Annotated in this window: 22 protein-coding genes; 9 read left to right on the top strand and 13 right to left on the bottom strand. The window is 37.6% G+C overall.

The window, feature by feature from the left end; translation table 11 throughout:
* Nucleotides 1-19 precede the first annotated feature (19 nt).
* The 5 genes from GS400_RS04075 to GS400_RS04055 are packed head-to-tail and all read left to right on the top strand — an operon-like array spanning nucleotide 20 to nucleotide 4,787.
* Entirely contained in the window at nucleotides 20-1,567 is a 1,548-nt protein-coding gene (locus GS400_RS04075) for a spore germination protein (protein WP_160099249.1), read from the top strand.
* On the top strand, nucleotides 1,564-2,793 hold the full coding sequence (locus GS400_RS04070) for a Ger(x)C family spore germination protein (protein ID WP_160099247.1): 1,230 nt from the start codon (nucleotides 1,564-1,566) through the stop codon (nucleotides 2,791-2,793). Before GS400_RS04075 ends, GS400_RS04070 begins: the two co-directional genes overlap by 4 nt.
* On the top strand, nucleotides 2,768-2,935 hold the full coding sequence (locus GS400_RS04065) for a hypothetical protein (RefSeq protein ID WP_160099245.1): 168 nt from the start codon (nucleotides 2,768-2,770) through the stop codon (nucleotides 2,933-2,935). Before GS400_RS04070 ends, GS400_RS04065 begins: the two co-directional genes overlap by 26 nt.
* On the top strand, nucleotides 2,932-4,026 hold the full coding sequence (locus GS400_RS04060; RefSeq protein WP_160099243.1) for a GerAB/ArcD/ProY family transporter: 1,095 nt from the start codon (nucleotides 2,932-2,934) through the stop codon (nucleotides 4,024-4,026). The genes GS400_RS04065 and GS400_RS04060 overlap by 4 nt, the downstream gene beginning before the upstream one ends.
* A 56-nt stretch (nucleotides 4,027-4,082) precedes the next feature.
* Entirely contained in the window at nucleotides 4,083-4,787 is a 705-nt protein-coding gene (locus tag GS400_RS04055) for a DUF421 domain-containing protein (RefSeq protein ID WP_236561114.1), read from the top strand.
* Between the two features lie 53 nt (nucleotides 4,788-4,840).
* Here GS400_RS04055 and GS400_RS04050 read toward each other — a convergent pair whose 3' ends face one another.
* The 4 genes from GS400_RS04050 to GS400_RS04035 all read right to left on the bottom strand — a co-directional run bounded on the left by GS400_RS04050 (nucleotide 4,841) and on the right by GS400_RS04035 (nucleotide 9,365).
* Nucleotides 4,841-5,623, bottom strand: a complete 783-nt coding sequence (locus GS400_RS04050; RefSeq protein ID WP_160099239.1) for a TerC family protein — start codon at nucleotides 5,621-5,623, stop codon at nucleotides 4,841-4,843.
* Nucleotides 5,624-5,904: 281 nt separating this feature from the next.
* Complete coding sequence (locus GS400_RS04045) at nucleotides 5,905-6,696, bottom strand: carbohydrate ABC transporter permease (protein WP_160104504.1); 792 nt, start codon at nucleotides 6,694-6,696, stop codon at nucleotides 5,905-5,907.
* Between the two features lie 70 nt (nucleotides 6,697-6,766).
* On the bottom strand, nucleotides 6,767-7,978 hold the full coding sequence (locus GS400_RS04040; RefSeq protein WP_160099237.1) for an ABC transporter permease subunit: 1,212 nt from the start codon (nucleotides 7,976-7,978) through the stop codon (nucleotides 6,767-6,769).
* Between the two features lie 88 nt (nucleotides 7,979-8,066).
* Nucleotides 8,067-9,365, bottom strand: a complete 1,299-nt coding sequence (locus tag GS400_RS04035) for an extracellular solute-binding protein (RefSeq protein ID WP_160099235.1) — start codon at nucleotides 9,363-9,365, stop codon at nucleotides 8,067-8,069.
* Between the two features lie 125 nt (nucleotides 9,366-9,490).
* Here GS400_RS04035 and GS400_RS04030 point away from each other — a divergent pair, with 125 nt between their 5' ends.
* The 3 genes from GS400_RS04030 (at nucleotide 9,491) to GS400_RS04020 (ending at nucleotide 11,563) form a co-directional block, all read left to right on the top strand.
* The gene (locus GS400_RS04030) at nucleotides 9,491-10,231 is read left to right on the top strand and encodes an AraC family transcriptional regulator (RefSeq protein ID WP_160099233.1); all 741 of its coding nucleotides are present in this window, start codon (nucleotides 9,491-9,493) and stop codon (nucleotides 10,229-10,231) included.
* 226 nt (nucleotides 10,232-10,457) lie between these two features.
* The gene (locus tag GS400_RS04025) at nucleotides 10,458-10,955 is read left to right on the top strand and encodes a L,D-transpeptidase family protein (RefSeq protein ID WP_160099231.1); all 498 of its coding nucleotides are present in this window, start codon (nucleotides 10,458-10,460) and stop codon (nucleotides 10,953-10,955) included.
* Between the two features lie 134 nt (nucleotides 10,956-11,089).
* Nucleotides 11,090-11,563 carry a hypothetical protein gene (locus tag GS400_RS04020; RefSeq protein ID WP_160099229.1) on the top strand — a complete coding sequence of 158 codons (474 nt, stop codon included), beginning with the start codon at nucleotides 11,090-11,092 and terminating at the stop codon, nucleotides 11,561-11,563.
* A 42-nt stretch (nucleotides 11,564-11,605) separates the two neighbouring features.
* Here GS400_RS04020 and GS400_RS04015 read toward each other — a convergent pair whose 3' ends face one another.
* The 7 genes from GS400_RS04015 to GS400_RS03985 all read right to left on the bottom strand — a co-directional run bounded on the left by GS400_RS04015 (nucleotide 11,606) and on the right by GS400_RS03985 (nucleotide 16,840).
* A complete protein-coding gene (locus tag GS400_RS04015) occupies nucleotides 11,606-12,739 on the bottom strand; it encodes an MBL fold metallo-hydrolase (protein WP_160099227.1) in 1,134 nt (377 codons plus the stop codon).
* Nucleotides 12,740-12,816: 77 nt separating this feature from the next.
* Nucleotides 12,817-13,113, bottom strand: coding sequence for a rhodanese-like domain-containing protein (locus tag GS400_RS04010; RefSeq protein WP_160099225.1), 297 nt, complete (start codon nucleotides 13,111-13,113; stop codon nucleotides 12,817-12,819).
* Between the two features lie 27 nt (nucleotides 13,114-13,140).
* Nucleotides 13,141-13,509, bottom strand: a complete 369-nt coding sequence (locus tag GS400_RS04005; protein WP_160099223.1) for a rhodanese-like domain-containing protein — start codon at nucleotides 13,507-13,509, stop codon at nucleotides 13,141-13,143.
* 269 nt (nucleotides 13,510-13,778) lie between these two features.
* Nucleotides 13,779-14,441 (bottom strand): peroxiredoxin, encoded by a 663-nt coding sequence (locus GS400_RS04000; RefSeq protein WP_160099221.1) that lies wholly within the window; start codon nucleotides 14,439-14,441, stop codon nucleotides 13,779-13,781.
* Nucleotides 14,442-14,700: 259 nt separating this feature from the next.
* Entirely contained in the window at nucleotides 14,701-16,122 is a 1,422-nt protein-coding gene (locus tag GS400_RS03995; RefSeq protein ID WP_160099219.1) for a SpoVR family protein, read from the bottom strand.
* A 91-nt stretch (nucleotides 16,123-16,213) separates the two neighbouring features.
* On the bottom strand, nucleotides 16,214-16,546 hold the full coding sequence (locus GS400_RS03990) for a DUF3889 domain-containing protein (protein WP_160099217.1): 333 nt from the start codon (nucleotides 16,544-16,546) through the stop codon (nucleotides 16,214-16,216).
* A 93-nt stretch (nucleotides 16,547-16,639) separates the two neighbouring features.
* A complete protein-coding gene (locus tag GS400_RS03985; RefSeq protein WP_160099215.1) occupies nucleotides 16,640-16,840 on the bottom strand; it encodes a DUF2197 domain-containing protein in 201 nt (66 codons plus the stop codon).
* Nucleotides 16,841-16,993: 153 nt separating this feature from the next.
* Between GS400_RS03985 and GS400_RS03980 the strand changes: the two genes are divergently transcribed.
* The gene (locus GS400_RS03980; RefSeq protein WP_160099213.1) at nucleotides 16,994-17,683 is read left to right on the top strand and encodes a DUF421 domain-containing protein; all 690 of its coding nucleotides are present in this window, start codon (nucleotides 16,994-16,996) and stop codon (nucleotides 17,681-17,683) included.
* Nucleotides 17,684-17,905: 222 nt separating this feature from the next.
* Here GS400_RS03980 and GS400_RS03975 read toward each other — a convergent pair whose 3' ends face one another.
* Nucleotides 17,906-18,481, bottom strand: coding sequence for a YhcN/YlaJ family sporulation lipoprotein (locus tag GS400_RS03975; RefSeq protein ID WP_160099211.1), 576 nt, complete (start codon nucleotides 18,479-18,481; stop codon nucleotides 17,906-17,908).
* 87 nt (nucleotides 18,482-18,568) lie between these two features.
* Entirely contained in the window at nucleotides 18,569-18,733 is a 165-nt protein-coding gene (locus GS400_RS03970; protein WP_160099209.1) for a hypothetical protein, read from the bottom strand.
* Nucleotides 18,734-19,091 lie beyond the last annotated feature (358 nt).

Genomic DNA, 19,091 nt, shown 5'->3' with positions numbered 1-19,091 from the left:
CTATACCCGGGTGATTCCTATGCGTTCCAGAAAAGGAAAATCAAAAAAACAAAATCATATAATTACGGATGTTCATGATTATACTCAAATCCAAATTAATCATGATATCCATGCAAATATCGAACAATTGAAGTATTTGTTAGGTGACAGTCCAGACCTTGTAGCGAGAATTGAACAAGATTCCCCTGTCCCCTATGCTTATGCTTATTTAAAGTCGTTAGCGGATGAGAATAGTGTTAATGAATTTGTTGTTCAACCCCTAATTAACTGGGACAAACCAACCGAACAATACAACCATAACTTATCTTCTATCCATTTGATAAAAAAGCATATTGCTGTGACATGCGCCTTTAAAACAAATTCTCGATTCCAAGAGGTCGTGGACAGCATTTTAGATGGAGCAGTCGTCTTATTTATTCAAGATTCTTCTCTCTCGCTAGAAATTCCTGTGGAAGAAAACCCAGGATTCAGGAAAATAGAAGAGCCCAAAATCCAAACCGTTGTAAGAGGACCTAGAGAAGGGTTTATCGAGGATTTAGATTCTAATATTTCTTTGATTCGAAGGCGGATTAGGTCTCCAAAATTACGCTTTATCCCTATGAAGGTTGGGAAGGAAACATCCACTAAAATTGTCGTTTCTTATTTAGAAGGAAAAGAAGACCAAGACGTATTATCTACCGTAATGGAACGTCTACGAAAAGTAGATAAGAATAAAATCTTAGATAGTGGAATGCTCGAGGAGCTCATAGAGGACCCAGGGTACACACCTTTTCCGACAATTAAAGCAACCGAACGCCCGGATTCCGTAGCTGGTGAGATTTTAGATGGCCGAATTATTATTGTTGTAGATGGCAGTCCTTTTGTCTTAATAACACCCGCAACTTTTGTATCCTTTTTCCATAGTGCAGAGGATTACTACGAAAAGTTTGATTTGGCTACATTCCTTCGACTTATTCGACTACTAGCCTTTTGGGTTTCCATAGCCCTCCCATCGACCTATATTGCTGTCACTACGTTTCATGCGGAGTTGCTACCTACCAACATACTCATAAACTTAGCAGCTCAACGAGAAGGGGTTCCATTCCCAGCGTTTTTGGAAGTTTTTATGATGGAGATGATTTTTGAGTTACTTCGTGAAGCAGGGATACGAATGCCGAGGCCAATCGGTTCCGCCATTTCCATTGTTGGTGCGCTCGTAATTGGGGAAGCTGCTGTACAAGCTGGCTTAATATCTCCAGCCATGGTCATTGTCGTCTCATTAACTGCTATTTCGAGTTTTATAGCTCCTTATTACTCTTTCAGTGGTACTGTCCGTTTGTTAAGGTTTTTGTTTATCCTTTTTGCAACGTTTGGAGGATTTTTTGGAATGTCTGTTTTAACCGTCGCTATGATCATACACCTTTCCAATGTAACAAGCTTCGGGAAATCCTATTTAGCTCCTGTGGCTCCTTTTTCGTTGCCACGCATGAAGGATGTATTAATTCGATTTCCTCAGTGGTGGGATAAAACACCCTTGTATAAGTTCCTTCAGAAAGTAAAAAAACGAGCAAGGAGATTTGAGCAATGATTCGTTACAGTGCTATCACCCTTCTTCTACTTATTCTTTTGGGCTGTACAAATACAGGCAGTGAAGAGCTGAATATTCAAGCCATTGTAACTGCTATAGGCTTTGACAAGGCAGAGGATGATAAGGTTTCTGTACATTTTCAAGTCGTATATCCAGGTGGATCTACCCAGCGACAAGGAAGTGCACCACAGGGGGGGTCCGGAAACGCTGTTTATACGTACACAATTACGGCAGAATCAATGATTGAAACAGTGGATAAGGCAAGAAACTTATTACCAAGGAAATTGTTTTTCCCTCACATACAAATGATCGTTTTCGGAGAAGAGTTTGCAAGAGATGTAGGTTTTTCTTATATGGTTGATTACATGGAACGAGATAACGAAGTTCGTGATGAGATTATGGTTTTTACAGCTAAGAATGATACAGCTAAAAACATTATGTCTGTGTACACTTCTTTAACAGCTAACCCCAGTGAAGGTACTATTAATCGAGTTCAAAACACTTACAGTCCTATGGGCCTAAAGGATGGGATTTATCTTGAGGACATTATACAATGGGCATATGGACATCACCATGACCCTGTAACCATGGGAATTAGTCGGTCTAACCCTGATGCTCAAGCTTCGAATGATGAAGCTCTAAAAAATATCCATGCCAATCAAAATGCTTATGATTTAACAGGAATTCCTTTATATAAAAAAGATAAACTAGTGGATTGGTACACAATTAAAGAGTCAAAAGGCTGGGCACTCTTACAAGACAGAGTAAAAGAAACACTAATTATAACAGCTAATTGCCCTAACGAAGAAGAAAAAAAGTTTGGGTTACTCCTAAAGGATATAAAAACCAAAAAAGATGCTAAAGTTAACGGTTCTCAAGTCACGATTACAGTAGCCCTAGATGGCAGAGGAATTTTAAGAGAAGTGAACTGTAAAGGGAAAATTAACGATCCTAAGTATTTAACAAAATTACGAGATACAATTAATAGCCAAATGGTCAGCTATATCCATATGGCAATTGAAAAATCTAAAGAGAATGAAGTAGATTCTTTTGGGTTTGGTCAGTACTTATACCGACATAAACCAAAGGACTGGAAGAGAATTCAAGAGGATTGGTACACCATATACACATCTAGCTTAAAAGTTGATGCTACAAGCAATATTGAATTGTCTGGAGTTGGTACGAGAAGGAGGAGTGTGCATGAACCAGATCAACAAAACAAATAAATGGGTACTTGGTATTGTATGGATTTATGCAATCACTTTGGCTATTGGATACCTCAATGGCTACAACTTATTCCCTATCACCCAATTGATTCGTTCCATTTTTGAACCTATTCACATTAGCATATTTGGTGAAGCCACATGAAACATACCATCACACATATCCAACTATTTTTTATAACAACGAACTTTATCATTGGTAGCTCACTTCTTTTAGCACCTATTACAACGGGATCCGTTGCCTATGAGGATGCTTGGTTATCCATGATATTAGCTGTAATAGCAGGTCTTCTGTTTAATCTTCTCATTCTCTATCTAATTAAAAAAAATAACTATTGTTCTCTATTTGAAATCGTGGATCATGCCTTCGGAAAATGGGCAGGAACGATTATAAATTTCATTATTATTCTGTTTACAATTCACCTTTGTGCACTTGTGGTAGGGAATACAGATGATTTTATGGTCGTGATTAAACCTGATACATCACCACAATTTTATCAGACCCTAATGATAGCACTTGCTATGTATTCTGCGGTAAGTGGTTTAAAGTCTCTTGGAAAAACCAATGAAACGATGAGTATTTTGTTGTACTTTGCATTTGCTGTATCTTTCATCCTTTTACTACCTAATGTTGATATGAATTACTTTAAACCCTTCCTTTATAGAGGTTGGGTTCCTGTGATTCAAGGTGGATACAATACTTTAGGAGTTCCGTTTCTTGAGTTAATTTTACTTAGCACTTTGTTTACTTTTGTACAAGATAAGAGAAAAATAAAAACCGCGTATATAAGCGGGCTCCTTGTAGGTGGCGGAGTCCTTATTGCCTTTGTAGCATTCGCTATTGGAGCTGAAGGATCCTATATGATTCAAAGGGAGACATACCCAACCTACGCCTTAATGCGAGACATTCATTTTACGGCTGTGTTTCAGCGTATTGAGATTCTCATTGGAATAGTATGGATATTTGTATTATTTGCGAAGATTGCCGTCCTATTTATTATTGTTATGTTGGGAATTCAACACCTTGGAAGAACATTAGGCTATAACGCCTATATTGTTCCAATGGCCATTATCATTTGGACGGTTTGTAACTTAACACATGAGAACATTATTGAAAACACAGATTTTGTCGGTAAGAGTTGGACCCTTTACTCCTTCTCCATTTATTTGATGGCTATCTTTAGTATGGTCGTTGGGTTTATTAGAGGGAAAAACTCAGGAGGTTTAGATTCATGATGTAGAAGACAAAAATGACGTTTCATTGATAGCCATACGATTAGGAAGTGATGAATTTGTTTGAGTTTTTCAGAAGCCAAGAATCACTTACCCTTTTGCAATGGGCGTTACGAGCTGTTGTTGGCTTTTTCTTTTTAGTGTTTATCGCCAAAATTATGGGGCAACGTTCAATATCCCAGCTTCGTTTTTTAGACTTTGTTATGGCATTATTACTCGGAAACATTATGGCCCACCCCTTATCAGATGAAGGACTAGGGTTAACGGGGTCCATGGTAACCATGAGTGTCTTAACCGTACTTTACCTGTTTGGTGTATTTTTAAGCTTACGATGGTCGCCTTTTAAAAAGCTTTTTGATCCACCACCTATAACCTTAATTGAGAAGGGAACCATTTACTACAGAAATTTAAAAAAAGCTCGAATTACGGTTGAGAGTTTGTTAACAGAGTTAAGAAAGGAGAAAGTCGAGGATATTCAGAGAGTGGCTCTGGCTTTATGGGAGCCAGGTGGTACCATTTCCATATTTGTTGAACCAAAATATCAACCTCTCACACCTTCTGACATGGGGATGTTTACTCAACCTTTTGATCTTCCTAGGATTATTATTAAAGAAGGAAAAATCAATTATAATGAGCTTGAACTTCTCGGTAAAAATGAAGAATGGTTATTCAATCAACCTGAGATGAAAAGTATAGCTCCCAAAGATATATTACTTGCAACCCTGAATCATAAAGGGCAGATCAGTGTTAGTACATATCATTAGACGAGCAATATAAAAAAGATCGACAGCTCAACGATGACTGTCGATCTTTTCTATTATCCATTCTCCCTACATACTTCGCCTTCAACTGCTTCACTTTTATCTTTTGAAAAGAACCAACCACCTAAAGCAATTAAAATCAGTACAGCATAGAAGGTAATTTTCCAAGCTGGAGATTTTGCAAAGCCTTCTGATAAAACAGCTAATTCTGGGTGTGATAGTGTATAAACAGCAAGTTTAACACCTACCCAACCTACAATAAGGAAAGCTGCAACTTCCAGTCCTGGTCTAGATTGCAGTAACTTCACGAACATATTTGCTGCGAATCGCATAATTATAAGTCCAATCAATCCTCCAGCAAAGATCACCAGAAACTTACCACCATCTAGTCCGCCGATTTGTGGAAGATTTGTATTTGGAAGTGTTACCGCTAATGCAACTGCCGCCAAAATCGAATCCACCGCAAATGCAATGTCTGCTAATTCTACTTTAAAAACTGTAGCCCAGAATCCTTTAGGCTTTTCTTCTTTTTGTTCTGGATCCTTCTCTTTCCCAAGCTTTTTCCGAATGATATGGTTGATCGCAATGAACAACAAGTACGCCGCTCCGATTGCTTGAACCTGCCATACATCTACTAAGAATGAGATCACAAACAATGAACCAAATCGGAACACAAACGCTCCGGCTAACCCATAAAATAAAGCTTTCTTACGCTGCTCCTCTGGCAAGTGCTTAACCATAATGGCCAGAACAAGCGCATTATCTGCAGCTAATAAACCTTCCAATGCTATTAAAAGTAATAATACCCATCCGTACTCCATCAAAACTGCGAATTCCATAACTCAAACTCCTCCTTCAATTGTAAAGGTCGTTTTCTAGTTATGTGGGCAATAAAAAACCTTTACCACATTTGGTAAAGGTTTTTCGACATAAAAAGACCTTTACCCACACAGGTAAAGGTCTTGCTAACAACGGTACGTTGCCAACAAAGCCGAGAGTATGGAAACTCCGAAATGACGACTTTGCTGTAAAAGCTACTCCCCTTTAGGAGAAAACGATTCATTTGTTACTTTTATCATAATTGAATCGGTTTTTTTTGTCAATTATATTTTCTACAAGACTATTCCTTTACACCACCGCTTGTTAATCCAGAGACAATCTGCTTTTGGAAGAACAATACAATTAATAGAGTAGGAATCGTTACGATGGTGGTTGCAGCTGCCACTTGACCCCATAAAATTTCAAATTGAGTTTGTAAAAAGGATATAGCTACCGGAACTGTTTGATATTCAGGTTGGGCATTTATTGTAATAGCCAACACAAACTCATTCCACGCAATAATAAACACAATAATAGCTGTCGTAAACACTCCAGGTGCAGCTAATGGGAAAACAATTTTATATAACGTTTGAAAAGGTGTTGCCCCATCTATTCTTGCTGACTCCTCAAGCGCTAATGGAATTTGATTAAAATGCGTCACTAAAATCCAAACAGCCATTGGCAATGTTATGGTTGAATAAGGTAAAACGATGAAATAACTATTCGTCCATCCCAAATCTATAAATAGGTTGTATACTGGCCCTATTATGATCATCTGAGGAAACATAGATACGGCTAATACAATTCCTAGAAGAATACTTTTACCTTTAAATTGAAAACGTGAAATAGCATAGGCTGCAAAAGTGGCGACACCTATAATGTAAATAGTTGTAGTAAATGAAACGATTAAACTATTCACTATCGCTCGAAAGATCCCTTTTTCGAAAATCACTTGTTTGTAATGTTCTAATGTTGGATCATCTGGAATAATGCCAAATGCATTATCTCCAAAAATTTCTCCTGTACTCTTAAAGGAGGTCACGAGGATCCAGAAAAAAGGGAAGACAACAACGATTAAATAAATGGTTAACATAATCCAAAATGGCCAGCTACGATTTGAACGATTGGGGTGCGTATTGAATTTTGCCAACGTGATCCCTCCTTTAATTTTTCTCCATTAGATCTGTACCCAATACACGTACGAAAATAATTGAAATAATGGCTACAAAAACAAACATAATGATCACAATAACTGAACCGTATCCAAAGTCGGTTTGACCAAACATGACCTTATAGGAATACATGGATAGTGTTTCAGTAGCTCCCCCAGGTCCTCCACCTGTTAAAACATAAATCAAATCGAATACCCGGAAAGCATCCAACGTACGGAAAAGTAAAGCAACCAAGATGGATGATTTTAATAATGGGAGCGTTACACGGAAGAATTGCTGTATTTTAGTAGCTCCATCAATGGCACCTGCTTCATATAAGGATTTGGGGATGGTTTGTAACCCTGCCAATAATAAAATGGCCATATATGGAGTCGTTTTCCAGACATCAGCAAGAATCGCAGCTGACATTGCTCCAGTTCCTGTTTGAAGCAAGTCGGTAGGAGCACCAATCAAGCCAATTTTCGAAAAGATGAGTGCAACGATTCCATATCCTCCATCATAAAGGTAACTCCACATTAAAGCCCCCACTGCTGTTGGGATTGCCCACGGAATTAAAGAAGCTGTCCGAATAAATCCTTGGCCTTTCATAGCTTTATTCATGATGAGTGCCATACCGAGTCCAAGGATGAGCTCAAAAAATACAGATATAATCGTAAAAATAAATGTATTGATTGTAGCTGTATGAATACGATCATCTTTTAAAGCTTTTACGTAACCATTAAATCCAATGAAATTTGACTGGACAAGACTATTGTTAATGTCTTCAACAAGCAAAGGTAAGTTTTTCGGGTCTGTGAGTTTATATTGATCTTTTAAGTCTTTAACCAGCTTTTTCGTCTGCTCATAAGCAGTTTCTATTTTCTTGGTTGTATCCCCATCAATCTTTGTTACTTCCTTTTGACCTTCAAATTGCTTATCAATCTCATTAATTTGTTTGAGTGTTTCCTTTACTTCCTGCTTATTCTCTTCTGAAAATTTCTCCATGTCTTGTGTTAGTAAGCGATCTACATAAAAAGCTGTTTCATGATAAAGATCAGGATTAAAACGCTCACTCAAATATAGACCTGATTTCGTTCGATCATTTAATTGATAGTCAAAAAAGCTATATGTAAAAGATTGAACAACAGGCCAAAGAGAAAAAATTCCTATTAAAATGAGAATAGGGAGGATAAAAAGAAACTCTCGTAATCCCATCTTTTTCATCAATCATGTCCCCCTTCCCAAATCATTCATTGTGGTAGAAGAAAAAGGACTCTTTATCGGAGCCCTTCTTCACCTGTTTATGATCTTTTTACTCTTTACTTAGTGAACTTTGGATTTTTTTAACAGCAGCATCTAATCCTTCACCTGAACTCAAGTATTTATGAGTAGAGACTTGAATTGTATCAGATACTTTAGAGTAGTTTGGTGTAACTGGACGAGCAATAGTAGACTGTAGTGCATTTTTGAAACCTTTAAATGTTAATAATTCATTTGAATTTAAAACGTCCTTGTCTTCAAGAAGTGGGTTATATCCTGGTAGATATCCACCTTCAGTAGACATGATCTTCTGCCCTTTTTCTCCTGCTAGGAATTTCACAAATTCCCAAGCTCCCTCTTTCTTCTCTGAATTCGCATTAATACCTAGTAACCAACCGCCTACAGCTCCTCCATTTGGTAGTGGTGCTACATTCACATTTTCAACAGCAACTTTTGCACCACTATCTTCAGGGTTTTTCAAGCGCCCGTACATGTAAGGCCAGTTACGCGCAAATACAGCATTACCATTTTCAAAAGCTGTATGAGTTTCACCTTCTGTAAAGCTTAATATATCATCTGGCGTCCAATCAGCTTTTGTGAAGTTGTACATGGTTTGAAGGCCTTTTTTAGTATTTTCAAACTGACTAGTAAACTCTGCAGCGTTTACGGTTAAGCCTTCATATTGTTTAGACTGGTAAACAAAACCTGTTTTTGTGTTATTTTTACCTGTATATTTTTCTGCCATTTTACCTAGTTCTTCATACGTATAATCACCAGAAATCAGCTTTTGCGCATCTTCCTTCGATACAATATCTTTACGGAAGTACAACAAACCTAAGTCTGGGAAATATGGTAAGGTATATTGTTTTCCTTTATAGTTACCTGAGGTCATAGAACCAGAGTTGAATTGACTAGCTTTCATACCTGCTTTATCCATGTTCATGTCAATTGGCTCAAGGTAACCTGCACCTGCAAATTCCCCTGCCCATACAACATCCATAGAAAGGACATCGTATTCACTTGAACCACTAGATAGAGAAGTTAATAGCTGATCATGCATTTGCTGAGAATCATTAGTCATCTGAACCCACTCAACTTTATACTTATCCTGGCTATTATTAAATTTCTCAATTGCTTTTTTCGTTGCTGGTGTGTTGTCATTCTGCGCAGCAAACTTGATGACAGTCTTTTCTCCTGAACCGCTATTACTAGAGTTATCATTACTATTTTCGTTAATTTCAGTATTTGTGTCTTCTGAGTTCTGAGCATTATCAGAACTATCACCACTACAACCTGCCATGACTAACGCAAACATAGCAAATGCGATGAACATGATTAATTTCTTTTTCATCTTCATTGACCTCCTTATTAAAATCTTTATAAATGTATGACTTTGATTTTAGTATGGAATCGCTTACAATTATACTAAAATCTTTGAAAATATACTAAATATTTTAACAATTGTAGGGGGGTCTTATGAGCTCATCTATTAATCAATCTATGGTGGATCAATTCAACCAAATCCGCCTAGAAAACTACAGAAATCAGTATCTTCATCCATCTTATATACTTGAAAGACAACTGATGGAAGCAATGAAAAATGGTCATCTTACTAAGGCAACAAATATATTAAAAAGTATCAATCAGAACCAAAAACCAAAGATAGCACCAACTTCTCTTCGTTCATTAAAAAACTCATTAATTTGCTCTGCTACATTGTTTACGCGGGCGATCATTTACGGAGGTGTCGACCCTGAAACAGCGTTTAATCTAAGTGATGCTTATATTCTTGAAATTGAGCGTAAAGAAGATTTTCATAGTTTATATCAATTAGAATACGATATGCTTACTCATTTTATCGAATTATTAAATGAACAAAAGACACTTCCTTATGGTCAAATTGTTAATCAATCTATTCAATACATTCATGATCATATATTAGAGGAACTTTCATTAGAAGTAATTGCAAGCCAGAGTTATATTAGCCCTAGTTATTTGTCGCACCTTTTCAAAAAAGAGGTAGGGGAATCCATTATTCAATTTATTAATAGAAAAAGAGTTGAAGAATCAAAATATTTTCTTTTATATACATCAACTTCTATATCAGATATAGCAATCTTATTTCACTTTTGTAATCAGAGTTACTTTACTTCTCTCTTTAAAAAGTTCACAGAATTAACACCAAAAGAATTTCGTGAACAATATATATCTTTCTAGTTGCTGGGACCTTGCCATGGTACGGGCGATATTTTAAGAAATGCAGGCGATCTCCGGCCGGTACAGGCGTTCTTTGTATAGATTCAGGCGATTTTGGCACGATGCGGGCCGTCTTCCCACTTTTCGGGCGATTTCTAGCTAGAACCAAGCGATCCAAACAATATTCAATTCCACATCTCAATAAAACTGAATAAGCTAGAATAAAACCCATATGCGGAGGATGAATATGAAACACACCATAAAAAAAGGAGAAACCTTGTCACAAATCGCACAGGATTATCGCATTTCGCTATCAAGCTTGTTAGGAGCCAATCAAATACCAAATCCAAACCTGATTTATCCTGGTCAAGTCATTACGATTCCAGGATTTCCTGATGTTGAAACACAGTCGTATAAAATACTCGTTTCTCTTAACAACCGTACATTAACCTTACAAAGGAAGAACAGCACAACAGTGAAGCGTTATCCTATAGCAATTGGACGGATGCTTAGTGGTACTCCTACAGGGGATTACATCATCATCAACAAAGCTCCTAACCCTGGTGGTCCATTCGGTACGATGTGGATGTCTCTATCAAAAGAACATTACGGTATACACGGAACCAACAACCCTTCATCAATCGGAAAAGCTGTTTCAAAGGGATGCATACGGATGTACAACAGAGATGTAGAGGAACTTGCGAGAACGATCCCTATTGGTACACCTGTGCATATTGAGCCTTAAATAAAAAAGTGGCGCTTACACAATTCATAAACGTCTCCAAAAACCTAATAGGAGATTTTCGTAAAAAATATCTATGTAACTTTTTAACTTTTATTGTTACTATAATTCACAATAAACTTTAAGGAGTTGAATGAATGATGAAGAGGGCTTTGATGACCTTACTTATCGTACCTTTACTCATCAGTTGCTCCAATCAAAGCTCTGATGTTCAGGATTACAATGTATCCAAGGTACTAAATAAAATAGAAGATGAAAATTTCAACTCGGCTCTCCCTACTCAATTACCATTTAAACTAGACCTTATTCAAGTAAAACCCACACCTAAAGGACAACCAGGTCATTTTATTGAGTATATCGGAAAACAAGGTCAGATGATTGAACTATTTGTAACAACGAGTGAAGTCAATTTTAATAAAGAGAATTTTTCAGAGGTAAGTATAATTGATCAAAAAGGATGGTACACAGAACAAGGGCCACAAATCCTTGCATGGAAGCAAAATAATACTCATTACAAACTAAGCTACTACTCATTCAAATCCGATAAAGACGTTACAAAGGAACAAATGGTTCAAGTAGCTGAATCACTTGAATTTATTAAAAAAAAGTGAAGGAAACTCGAGCTCGAGTTTCCTTCACTTTATATCCATCAATTAATCAGTATGGTGTACCGCACAACGGTTTGGACCAATTTCTAGTTCTTGTTTTCGCTCATAATCAACCTCTTCCATACCACGATTAATCATAACAATCTCTTCAAAGTTTGGTGGTTTTACTGAACTAGCTGATTTTTCAACATCATTTAAGAAATCTTCTCTAGATGCTGTAAACATTTTTTCATTTCTCTCACGTATGTTTCCTAAGGTATCTCCGATGAAACCATCTTCGTTCATTTCACCATCAAAATCTGCGTAGTGAGCAGGTAACACAATCACATCATCCGCAATTTCAGAAACTTTATTATAAACGGTGTTATATAAGTCATTCGCCCATTCGCGAACTTTATTTCCTAGATCAGGACGTCCTAGGCCACTTACAAAGATCGTATCTCCAGAGAATAGAAGCTTCTTATTCACAAAGAAGGAAACACTACCTGGGGTATGACCAGGTGTTTTAACAGCTAACACTTCTAATTCAATATTTTTAAATTCAATTCTTTCATGTTTTTCAAATGGTTTAAAGTCGAATACTGCTCCTTCACTCTTCATAAGGTAATAGGCGCCACCTGTTGCATCAGCTAATTCCTTACCACCTGAAATGTGATCCGCATGTAAGTGAGAATCTACAATATGAGTAATCGTAGCGCCTTCTTCTTTTGCTGCTTCGATATATTCATCAACGAATCTTGCAGGATCTACGATTAGCGCTTCGTCTTCAGATACAACCATATAGGATAAGCACCCTTTACCTACTCGTACAAATTGATATACTGAGATATCCTCATCTTCATACACCTTTGTTTTATGCAAGTGCTCACTCCAAGCTTTCATTCCACCTTTGAAGTAAGCTACATCTAGCCCCTCTTCTGAAAGCATATCCGCTACCATTTTTGAAGAGCCCTCTTTTGCACATACAACTACAATTTCTTTGTCTTTTGGAATTTGATCCATAACCTCTTCAACACCATCGATTAGCTCAAAATACGGGATATTTAAGTATTGGAAGTTCTCCCCTTCGATCTTCCAATCATTAAAATCAGCCACATTTCGTACATCAAAGATAAATAAATTCTCCTTGTTCAAAACCTTTGTCGTCATTTCTTTTGCATACATTTCTCTTACAGCCATCATTTTACCCCCTAAGGTATTATTTTTATTAAAAAAATTTATTTTAATATGCTGCTCAGCAACATGTGGAAAACCCTTTAGTTGGTCTTCCCATTCCACTGCTTCATACCACCCAGCATATTATTCACTTCAAATCCTATGCTCTCTAACAAACCTGAAGCTGCTTTACTTCGGTTTCCAGAGGCACACACAATAATGTGTTCTTGATTTTGATCAATTTCATTCTTGCGCTTTGCTAATTCTGCTAACGGGATATTCTTGGCATTCGGAATTTTGCCTGAAGCAACCTCACCTAATTCACGAACATCAATAATACTCAAATCTTCCCCGTTGTTTAAACGCTCTAGAACTTCTGTTGCTGTTATTTCCTTCATTTCCATAACCACCTTTTAGCAGAAAATCTATATTTTAATGATATCCCTGGGTACCTCATTTATATTTTCATTTGGATAGTAAAAACCTACAACCTCAAAACCTTTTCGTTTCAGTACCCTAACCCCTATATTTTTTTCTACTGAATCAGATGCGATAACCATCACTTTCTGGTTAGGTATTTGAGTAGAATGTCTTTTCAAATAAGCAAGAGGTATGTCTATAGCCCCCTGTATAGGTGAATGAGATGAATCAATATAATCTCTAAGATCAATGACAGAAAGATCGCTATCGGTTTGGTTAAAATCGTCTATATAAGAAGCCTGAAAAACAGGTAAATATCGTTGGGTCAAAACATATATGGTGTACATTATTAATAACACAAGTACCAACTGCACGAATTCGTAACCTCCTTTTAAAAGGTATTCAAATATTGCGTTGCACAATTAATAATATACCCCTAAAGGTATATTGTCAATACATCCATATAACATTCAAAAAATGTACACAGTTTAATAAACTTTACTAATTTTGAGTCATTCTTTTATTTAAAACGACGGAAGGGGATACCCTTTTATGTACCATTCATCGATCATTTTAAAGTGATAAGCAGACTCAAAATAAAATAGAGGATGCCCTAAACAGGACACCCTCTTTGTTCACATCACTATTTCACATCTTTTTTAGAAATATACCAGTCGATATACTCAATACCTTCTTCTTGTGCTCGTTTTGCTGCTTCTTCTTGAGATTTCGGAGGTGGAACGACGGCTTTTTCCCCTTCAGTCCAGTTAGCTGGCGTAGCTACTCCATGCTTATCGGTAGTCTGGAGAGCTTTGACAAGACGAAGGATTTCCTGCATGTTTCGCCCCGTAGTTAGTGGATAATAGATAATGGAACGGATGATTTGTTTATCATCAATCACGAATACCGCACGGCTTGTTTCAACTTGGCTCTCCCCTGGCATAATCATGCCATATTTCATAGCGACTTGTTTATCTAAATCCGCAATGACTGGAAATTCAATTTTGGTATTGAAATTCTCTTCAATACTACGAATCCAGGCAATGTGAGAAGGGACACTATCCACGCTAAGTCCTAATAATTCGGTGTTTACTTCCTTTAATTCAGGGTAAATCTCTTGCAAACCTACAAATTCTGTTGTGCAAACTGGAGTAAAGTCAGATGGATGAGAGAATAAAACAAGCCACTTACCTTTGTAATCCTCTAAATTGATATTCCCTTGGCTTGTTGCTGCACTAAACTGCGGAGCTGGGTCACCAATACGGGGCATGGTTGTTTTGGTTTCTTGATTTTCATTTTGATCCAATGTTCTTCCTCCTTAGATTAAGTAGAATAGATTTTCCCATTTTCACTCATTCCACTAAGTCTATTGTTGAAACAACATTTCTTCTTGTTCACTATTTTGTCAGATTCATAGTCTCCATTTTATAGGTGGGGTTGATAATACACTTGAAGAGGAAAGGAGAGCAGCGAAGATTTTAGCAGATGTTCTTCAAAGTTATTTAGAAGAATAGCCCTCTCCATAAACTCCAAAAGAAAAAAGCAGGTACGTCGCCTGCTTTTTTCTATTCCTTTATAAACTTCCTGTTCACTTTCTTCCCTTCATACGTGAATAATACATGTCGCTCCTCCACCATCGTATCCATATGCACGGGGCGTCCCCAGAGTTGATAAATGTATGGCATTACTTTTTCAAGATAACCTAAGTCAAGCTCCACACCTTCGAAATGATGTTTCAAGTATAGCTCACCATTTTTCAAGTAGTCCCCATCCTGTACAGTTAGATATGGAAAACCACCATTCACACGCATGGTAACGAGTTGATTCCGAACTTCTTCATAATCTTTATCGGTAATCTTGTAGTCACGACCTTGCTTTTGAAATAGGTATAGATCTTCCTTGTGACATAATTCTTTTGTTAAATAATTTCGGATAAATGAAATGTCTGACTCAATTTCACGTACTTCAAACATCTTCTCACGACCCGATCCAGGCTTAACCCCTAGCTTTTTCATTTCTTCTGTTGGGTTATTGTATCGCTCCTCGATATCTTCAAAGATCTTCAGGCCTAAATAGTAAGGATTGATCTGCGTTCTAGAAGGTTGAACAACCCCAGCGTTGAGCTTAGCAAATTCAATGGACTCGTCACTTGTTAAGTTCATCTCACGCAAGATCCTTGCATGCCAATAGGAAGCCCAGCCTTCGTTCATGATCTTCGTCTCCAGCTGCGGCCAGAAATACAGCATTTCTTCTCGCATCATGGTGAGGATGTCGCGCTGCCAATCCTCTAATTCACGGCTATATTCTTCAATGAATAAGAGTAGATCCTTTTCAGGTCGTGGTGGGAATTTCTTTTTCTTCTTTTTCTTTTGAGGTTGTTTCTTCTCCTCATCAATTTTCCAAATATCATCATATGGTGTCGGACGTGGGCCTTCGAGTTCTTCCTCTTCTTCAACGTCATCCCAAGTCCAGGCTAGTTTTGGTCGTAGTAACGAAGGATCGATATGTTCCTGAATGGCAAGCACAGCATCAATGAACTCTTCTACCGTTTTACGTCCATGAATTTTTTCATAGTGGGCGATACGCTCTGCCGTTGCTGACATTTTTTCAACCATATCTCGGTTGGTATTTTGGAAGCGCACGTTATTCTTAAAGAAATCACAGTGTGCGAGTACATGTGCGACGATTAATTTGTTTTGGATCAGGCTATTGTTGTTCAAAAGGAACGCATAACATGGGTCAGAGTTTACGACGAGCTCGTATATTTTACTGAGCCCAAGGTCATAATGCAGCTTCATTTTGTGATATTGCTTCCCAAAGCTCCAATGTGAGAATCGTGTCGGCATCCCATAAGCTCCGAACGTGTATATGATGTCAGCGGGACATATTTCGTAACGCATCGAATAAAAATCAAGGCCAAACCCTTCGGCGATTTCGGTAATTTCCTCAATCGAACGTTGCAACGCTTTATGTTCTGTTTGGTTCACGCTCATCTCCCCTTCATACGTGTCTTATAAGTAGTGTATGAGGGAGATGCGTGGGAATGAACTTTTGATTTGTGCTATTTGTATTCTAAAATTATTTTGATGTTTCGGTAAATGTAATGTCAATTAACTTTTCTGTCTCTGTATCAAACTTCAAATCAATAAACACGCCAAATTCACGATCCTCTTTTCGTAACCACAATTTGAACTTCTCTACTGAGTAGGTTTCTTTCACCTCTCTTCCTCTATGAAGATAATCGATGATATCAGCCTCAGGATATTTTTCTTTGGTTTTACTCATGGCAAGACGCCCCCACTTAGCGTAAGATGGTGTCTCTTCATATTGACGTTGTTCCTTAGAGAATAAATTTTCTTGCGGCAAAGAGATGATGGATAATGTGATGATGATACTTAAGAATATTTTCATTGTGAACCATCCTTTTTAGTTATAGTTTCTGACAATATGAGGTGTTTATCCAAAAAGAAAAACACGCTCATGTAAGCGTGTTTTGGATTCGTTCTATTTTCCACGAAGAATGGCATCATGTTGATCCAAGTCATTCACATTGATGTTTGTGTCTGCGCTGGCTTGACCTTGGATATTTTGATTACAGGAAGAACAGACAAAGAACTTTGATTCTCCACGTTTTAACTTTTGATACTGTGGATGCTTCGAATCGATTTCGCTATGTTTTTTACATGTCATGCATTGAACCTTCATAAAACACCATCCCCTTCCTTTCTTATAGTATAGCAATTTCTTCCTGACAACGTATTCAGTTCACCATATTGTCACTTTCTCGACTTTTGTACATAATCCCCTATGATCCACAAACACTAGAGGAGGAAATCCGATAAATAAGGCGGGTGTCCTATGTTTAGTTTTTTGCCTCCTTTAGTCATCATATTTGTTATCTATATATTTGTTGTGCGGATGCTTGGGAAATCTGCTTTGGCACAACTTACGCCCCATGATTTTGCAGCTCTTTTCTTTTTGGCATATGTAGCATTTCAGCCGATTCAAATTGATACATACTTCCAATCGTTTATCGGGATCATTGCGATTGGACTAACCCACTATTTGATGTCTAGATTAAGTTTAGTCGATGGAGTCAAACATTGGATCATTGGACAACCGACTGTGCTTGTTCGTCACGGAGAGATCCTTCCTGCGAACTTAAAACGCAGTCATTTTTCTCTAACCGAATTGTTATCCGTCTTACGGACATCAGGGTACCCTCGTGTCAAAGATATCGAGTATGCTTTTTTGGAACCGAACGGTGATGTCAGTATTGTCCCAAAACGAGAATATGCTCCACTTACACCTAGCCATATAGGCATGGAGCCGCAATATGAAGGGATTCCTTTAACCATGATTGTAGAAGGTAAAATACAGAAGCGTAATTTAAAGCTGATTAATCGAAATGAGGATTGGTTGAACCAACAGCTGGCTTCTCAAGGTTTTAGCAATACATCGAATATCTTTTTTGCTTACATTTTGGATGGAGATAATGAACTTGAGATTGTGTCTTATCCTACAAATACGGAAGAAAGCGAGGGGTAATGAGGCTCTCGTTTTTTCTTATGAGTAATATTTTGTGAATATGAGCGATTACAAATTTTTATGGGGCGGGGAACACTGGATGTGAGCGAATGACCAGGATTTTTGATTGATCTGCCAAAAATATGAGCGCTCGTCTATATTTTTGATCGCCCATTCACAGATATGAGCTTTTACTTCTAAAAAATAAAAATGAGCACTCGTCGTAACGAGCGCTCACCTATATTACTCAGCTTCTGGGAATAGACGGTCGATCATCTGACCAAACTCTTGAAAAAACCCACGAACGGGGTCACCATTTCTTACATCGTCTGCATAGTCACCAGTCATTTTAAAGAAATCTGGATTTGCTGAAACATATACGTTATCGATATCAGGATCTGTGTTCTTTACGATATCAGCAATTTTACTTTTTAAGCTATCGTTGATTTCACGTGTATTGTTATCTTCTTTTACAACGGCTACATATGCATTGTTTTCTGTTGTAAGAACGTAAGAACGATCAACTTCACTTACCTGACTTGAGATGTTCTTTGCAGCTTTACGAGCAACATCGTAACGATTATTGTTATCATTGTTCATCTTGTCATAGTCCTGACCATCACGGTTTCCATTATAAGGACCATTGTCATAATCGATGTTATTGAACCCGTCTTCGTTAGGGGAATATTGCGTGTTGTACGCACTATCTTCGTAGTCATTCCCTTTCTTACCCATTCTTGCTTCTTGATCGTCTCCTGCCTGGCAACCAAATAACACCGTTGCAGACAGTAACGTCATTCCTAATACTTTCACCTTCATGATGTGTTTCCTCCTTGAAGAAATATTGTGATGTGTTCTTATTATGAGAAGAACATCATCTCTTTATTCTTCAAGGAGGAGTTTGGACTACTGCCTTTTTTCGGATATAGGAGTAAATAGACTAACTCCAGATATTTCAGGCTGTTCTTCATCATTTTTAAGCTCATTATAAAAAACAATAAGTCCAACTACGACCAAAATGATTAACATAATGGTAAACGCATTTCGTTTGATAAATGACCAACCTTTCATAAATTTACATTTACAGTAAATATTCCCGAAGTTTGATTCATGAAAACATTACAAAAGCGTAAGCGCCCGCTTAGCAACGAAGGGACTGGACTGAGCTCGTAGTACGATTAACCAAACTTGCTGATTTGCAAGCCGACAGGCGCGGACAGAAGCTTAGTTGCCGTGGTACTTTCACCTAGAAATTTTAACTACGTCGACTTTCTTCCTTGTTAAAATTTCATGTCCCAAACGTGTAAAGGAAAAACGATAAGTTGAACGAATTGATGTTGACTTATCGTACGGAGGCGAGGGAAGTCCCTTCGTTGCTGGTCGCTAGAGCTGGACTTGGCCTCGCTCTCATTACATACACAAACCACAA

Origin of the sequence: Pontibacillus sp. HMF3514 (assembly GCF_009858175.1) — a bacterium.
Classification (GTDB): Bacteria; Bacillota; Bacilli; order Bacillales; family BH030062; genus Pontibacillus.
The sequence above is the reverse complement of the archived record's forward strand: the minus strand, read 5'-3'. Positions and strand labels throughout refer to the sequence as shown.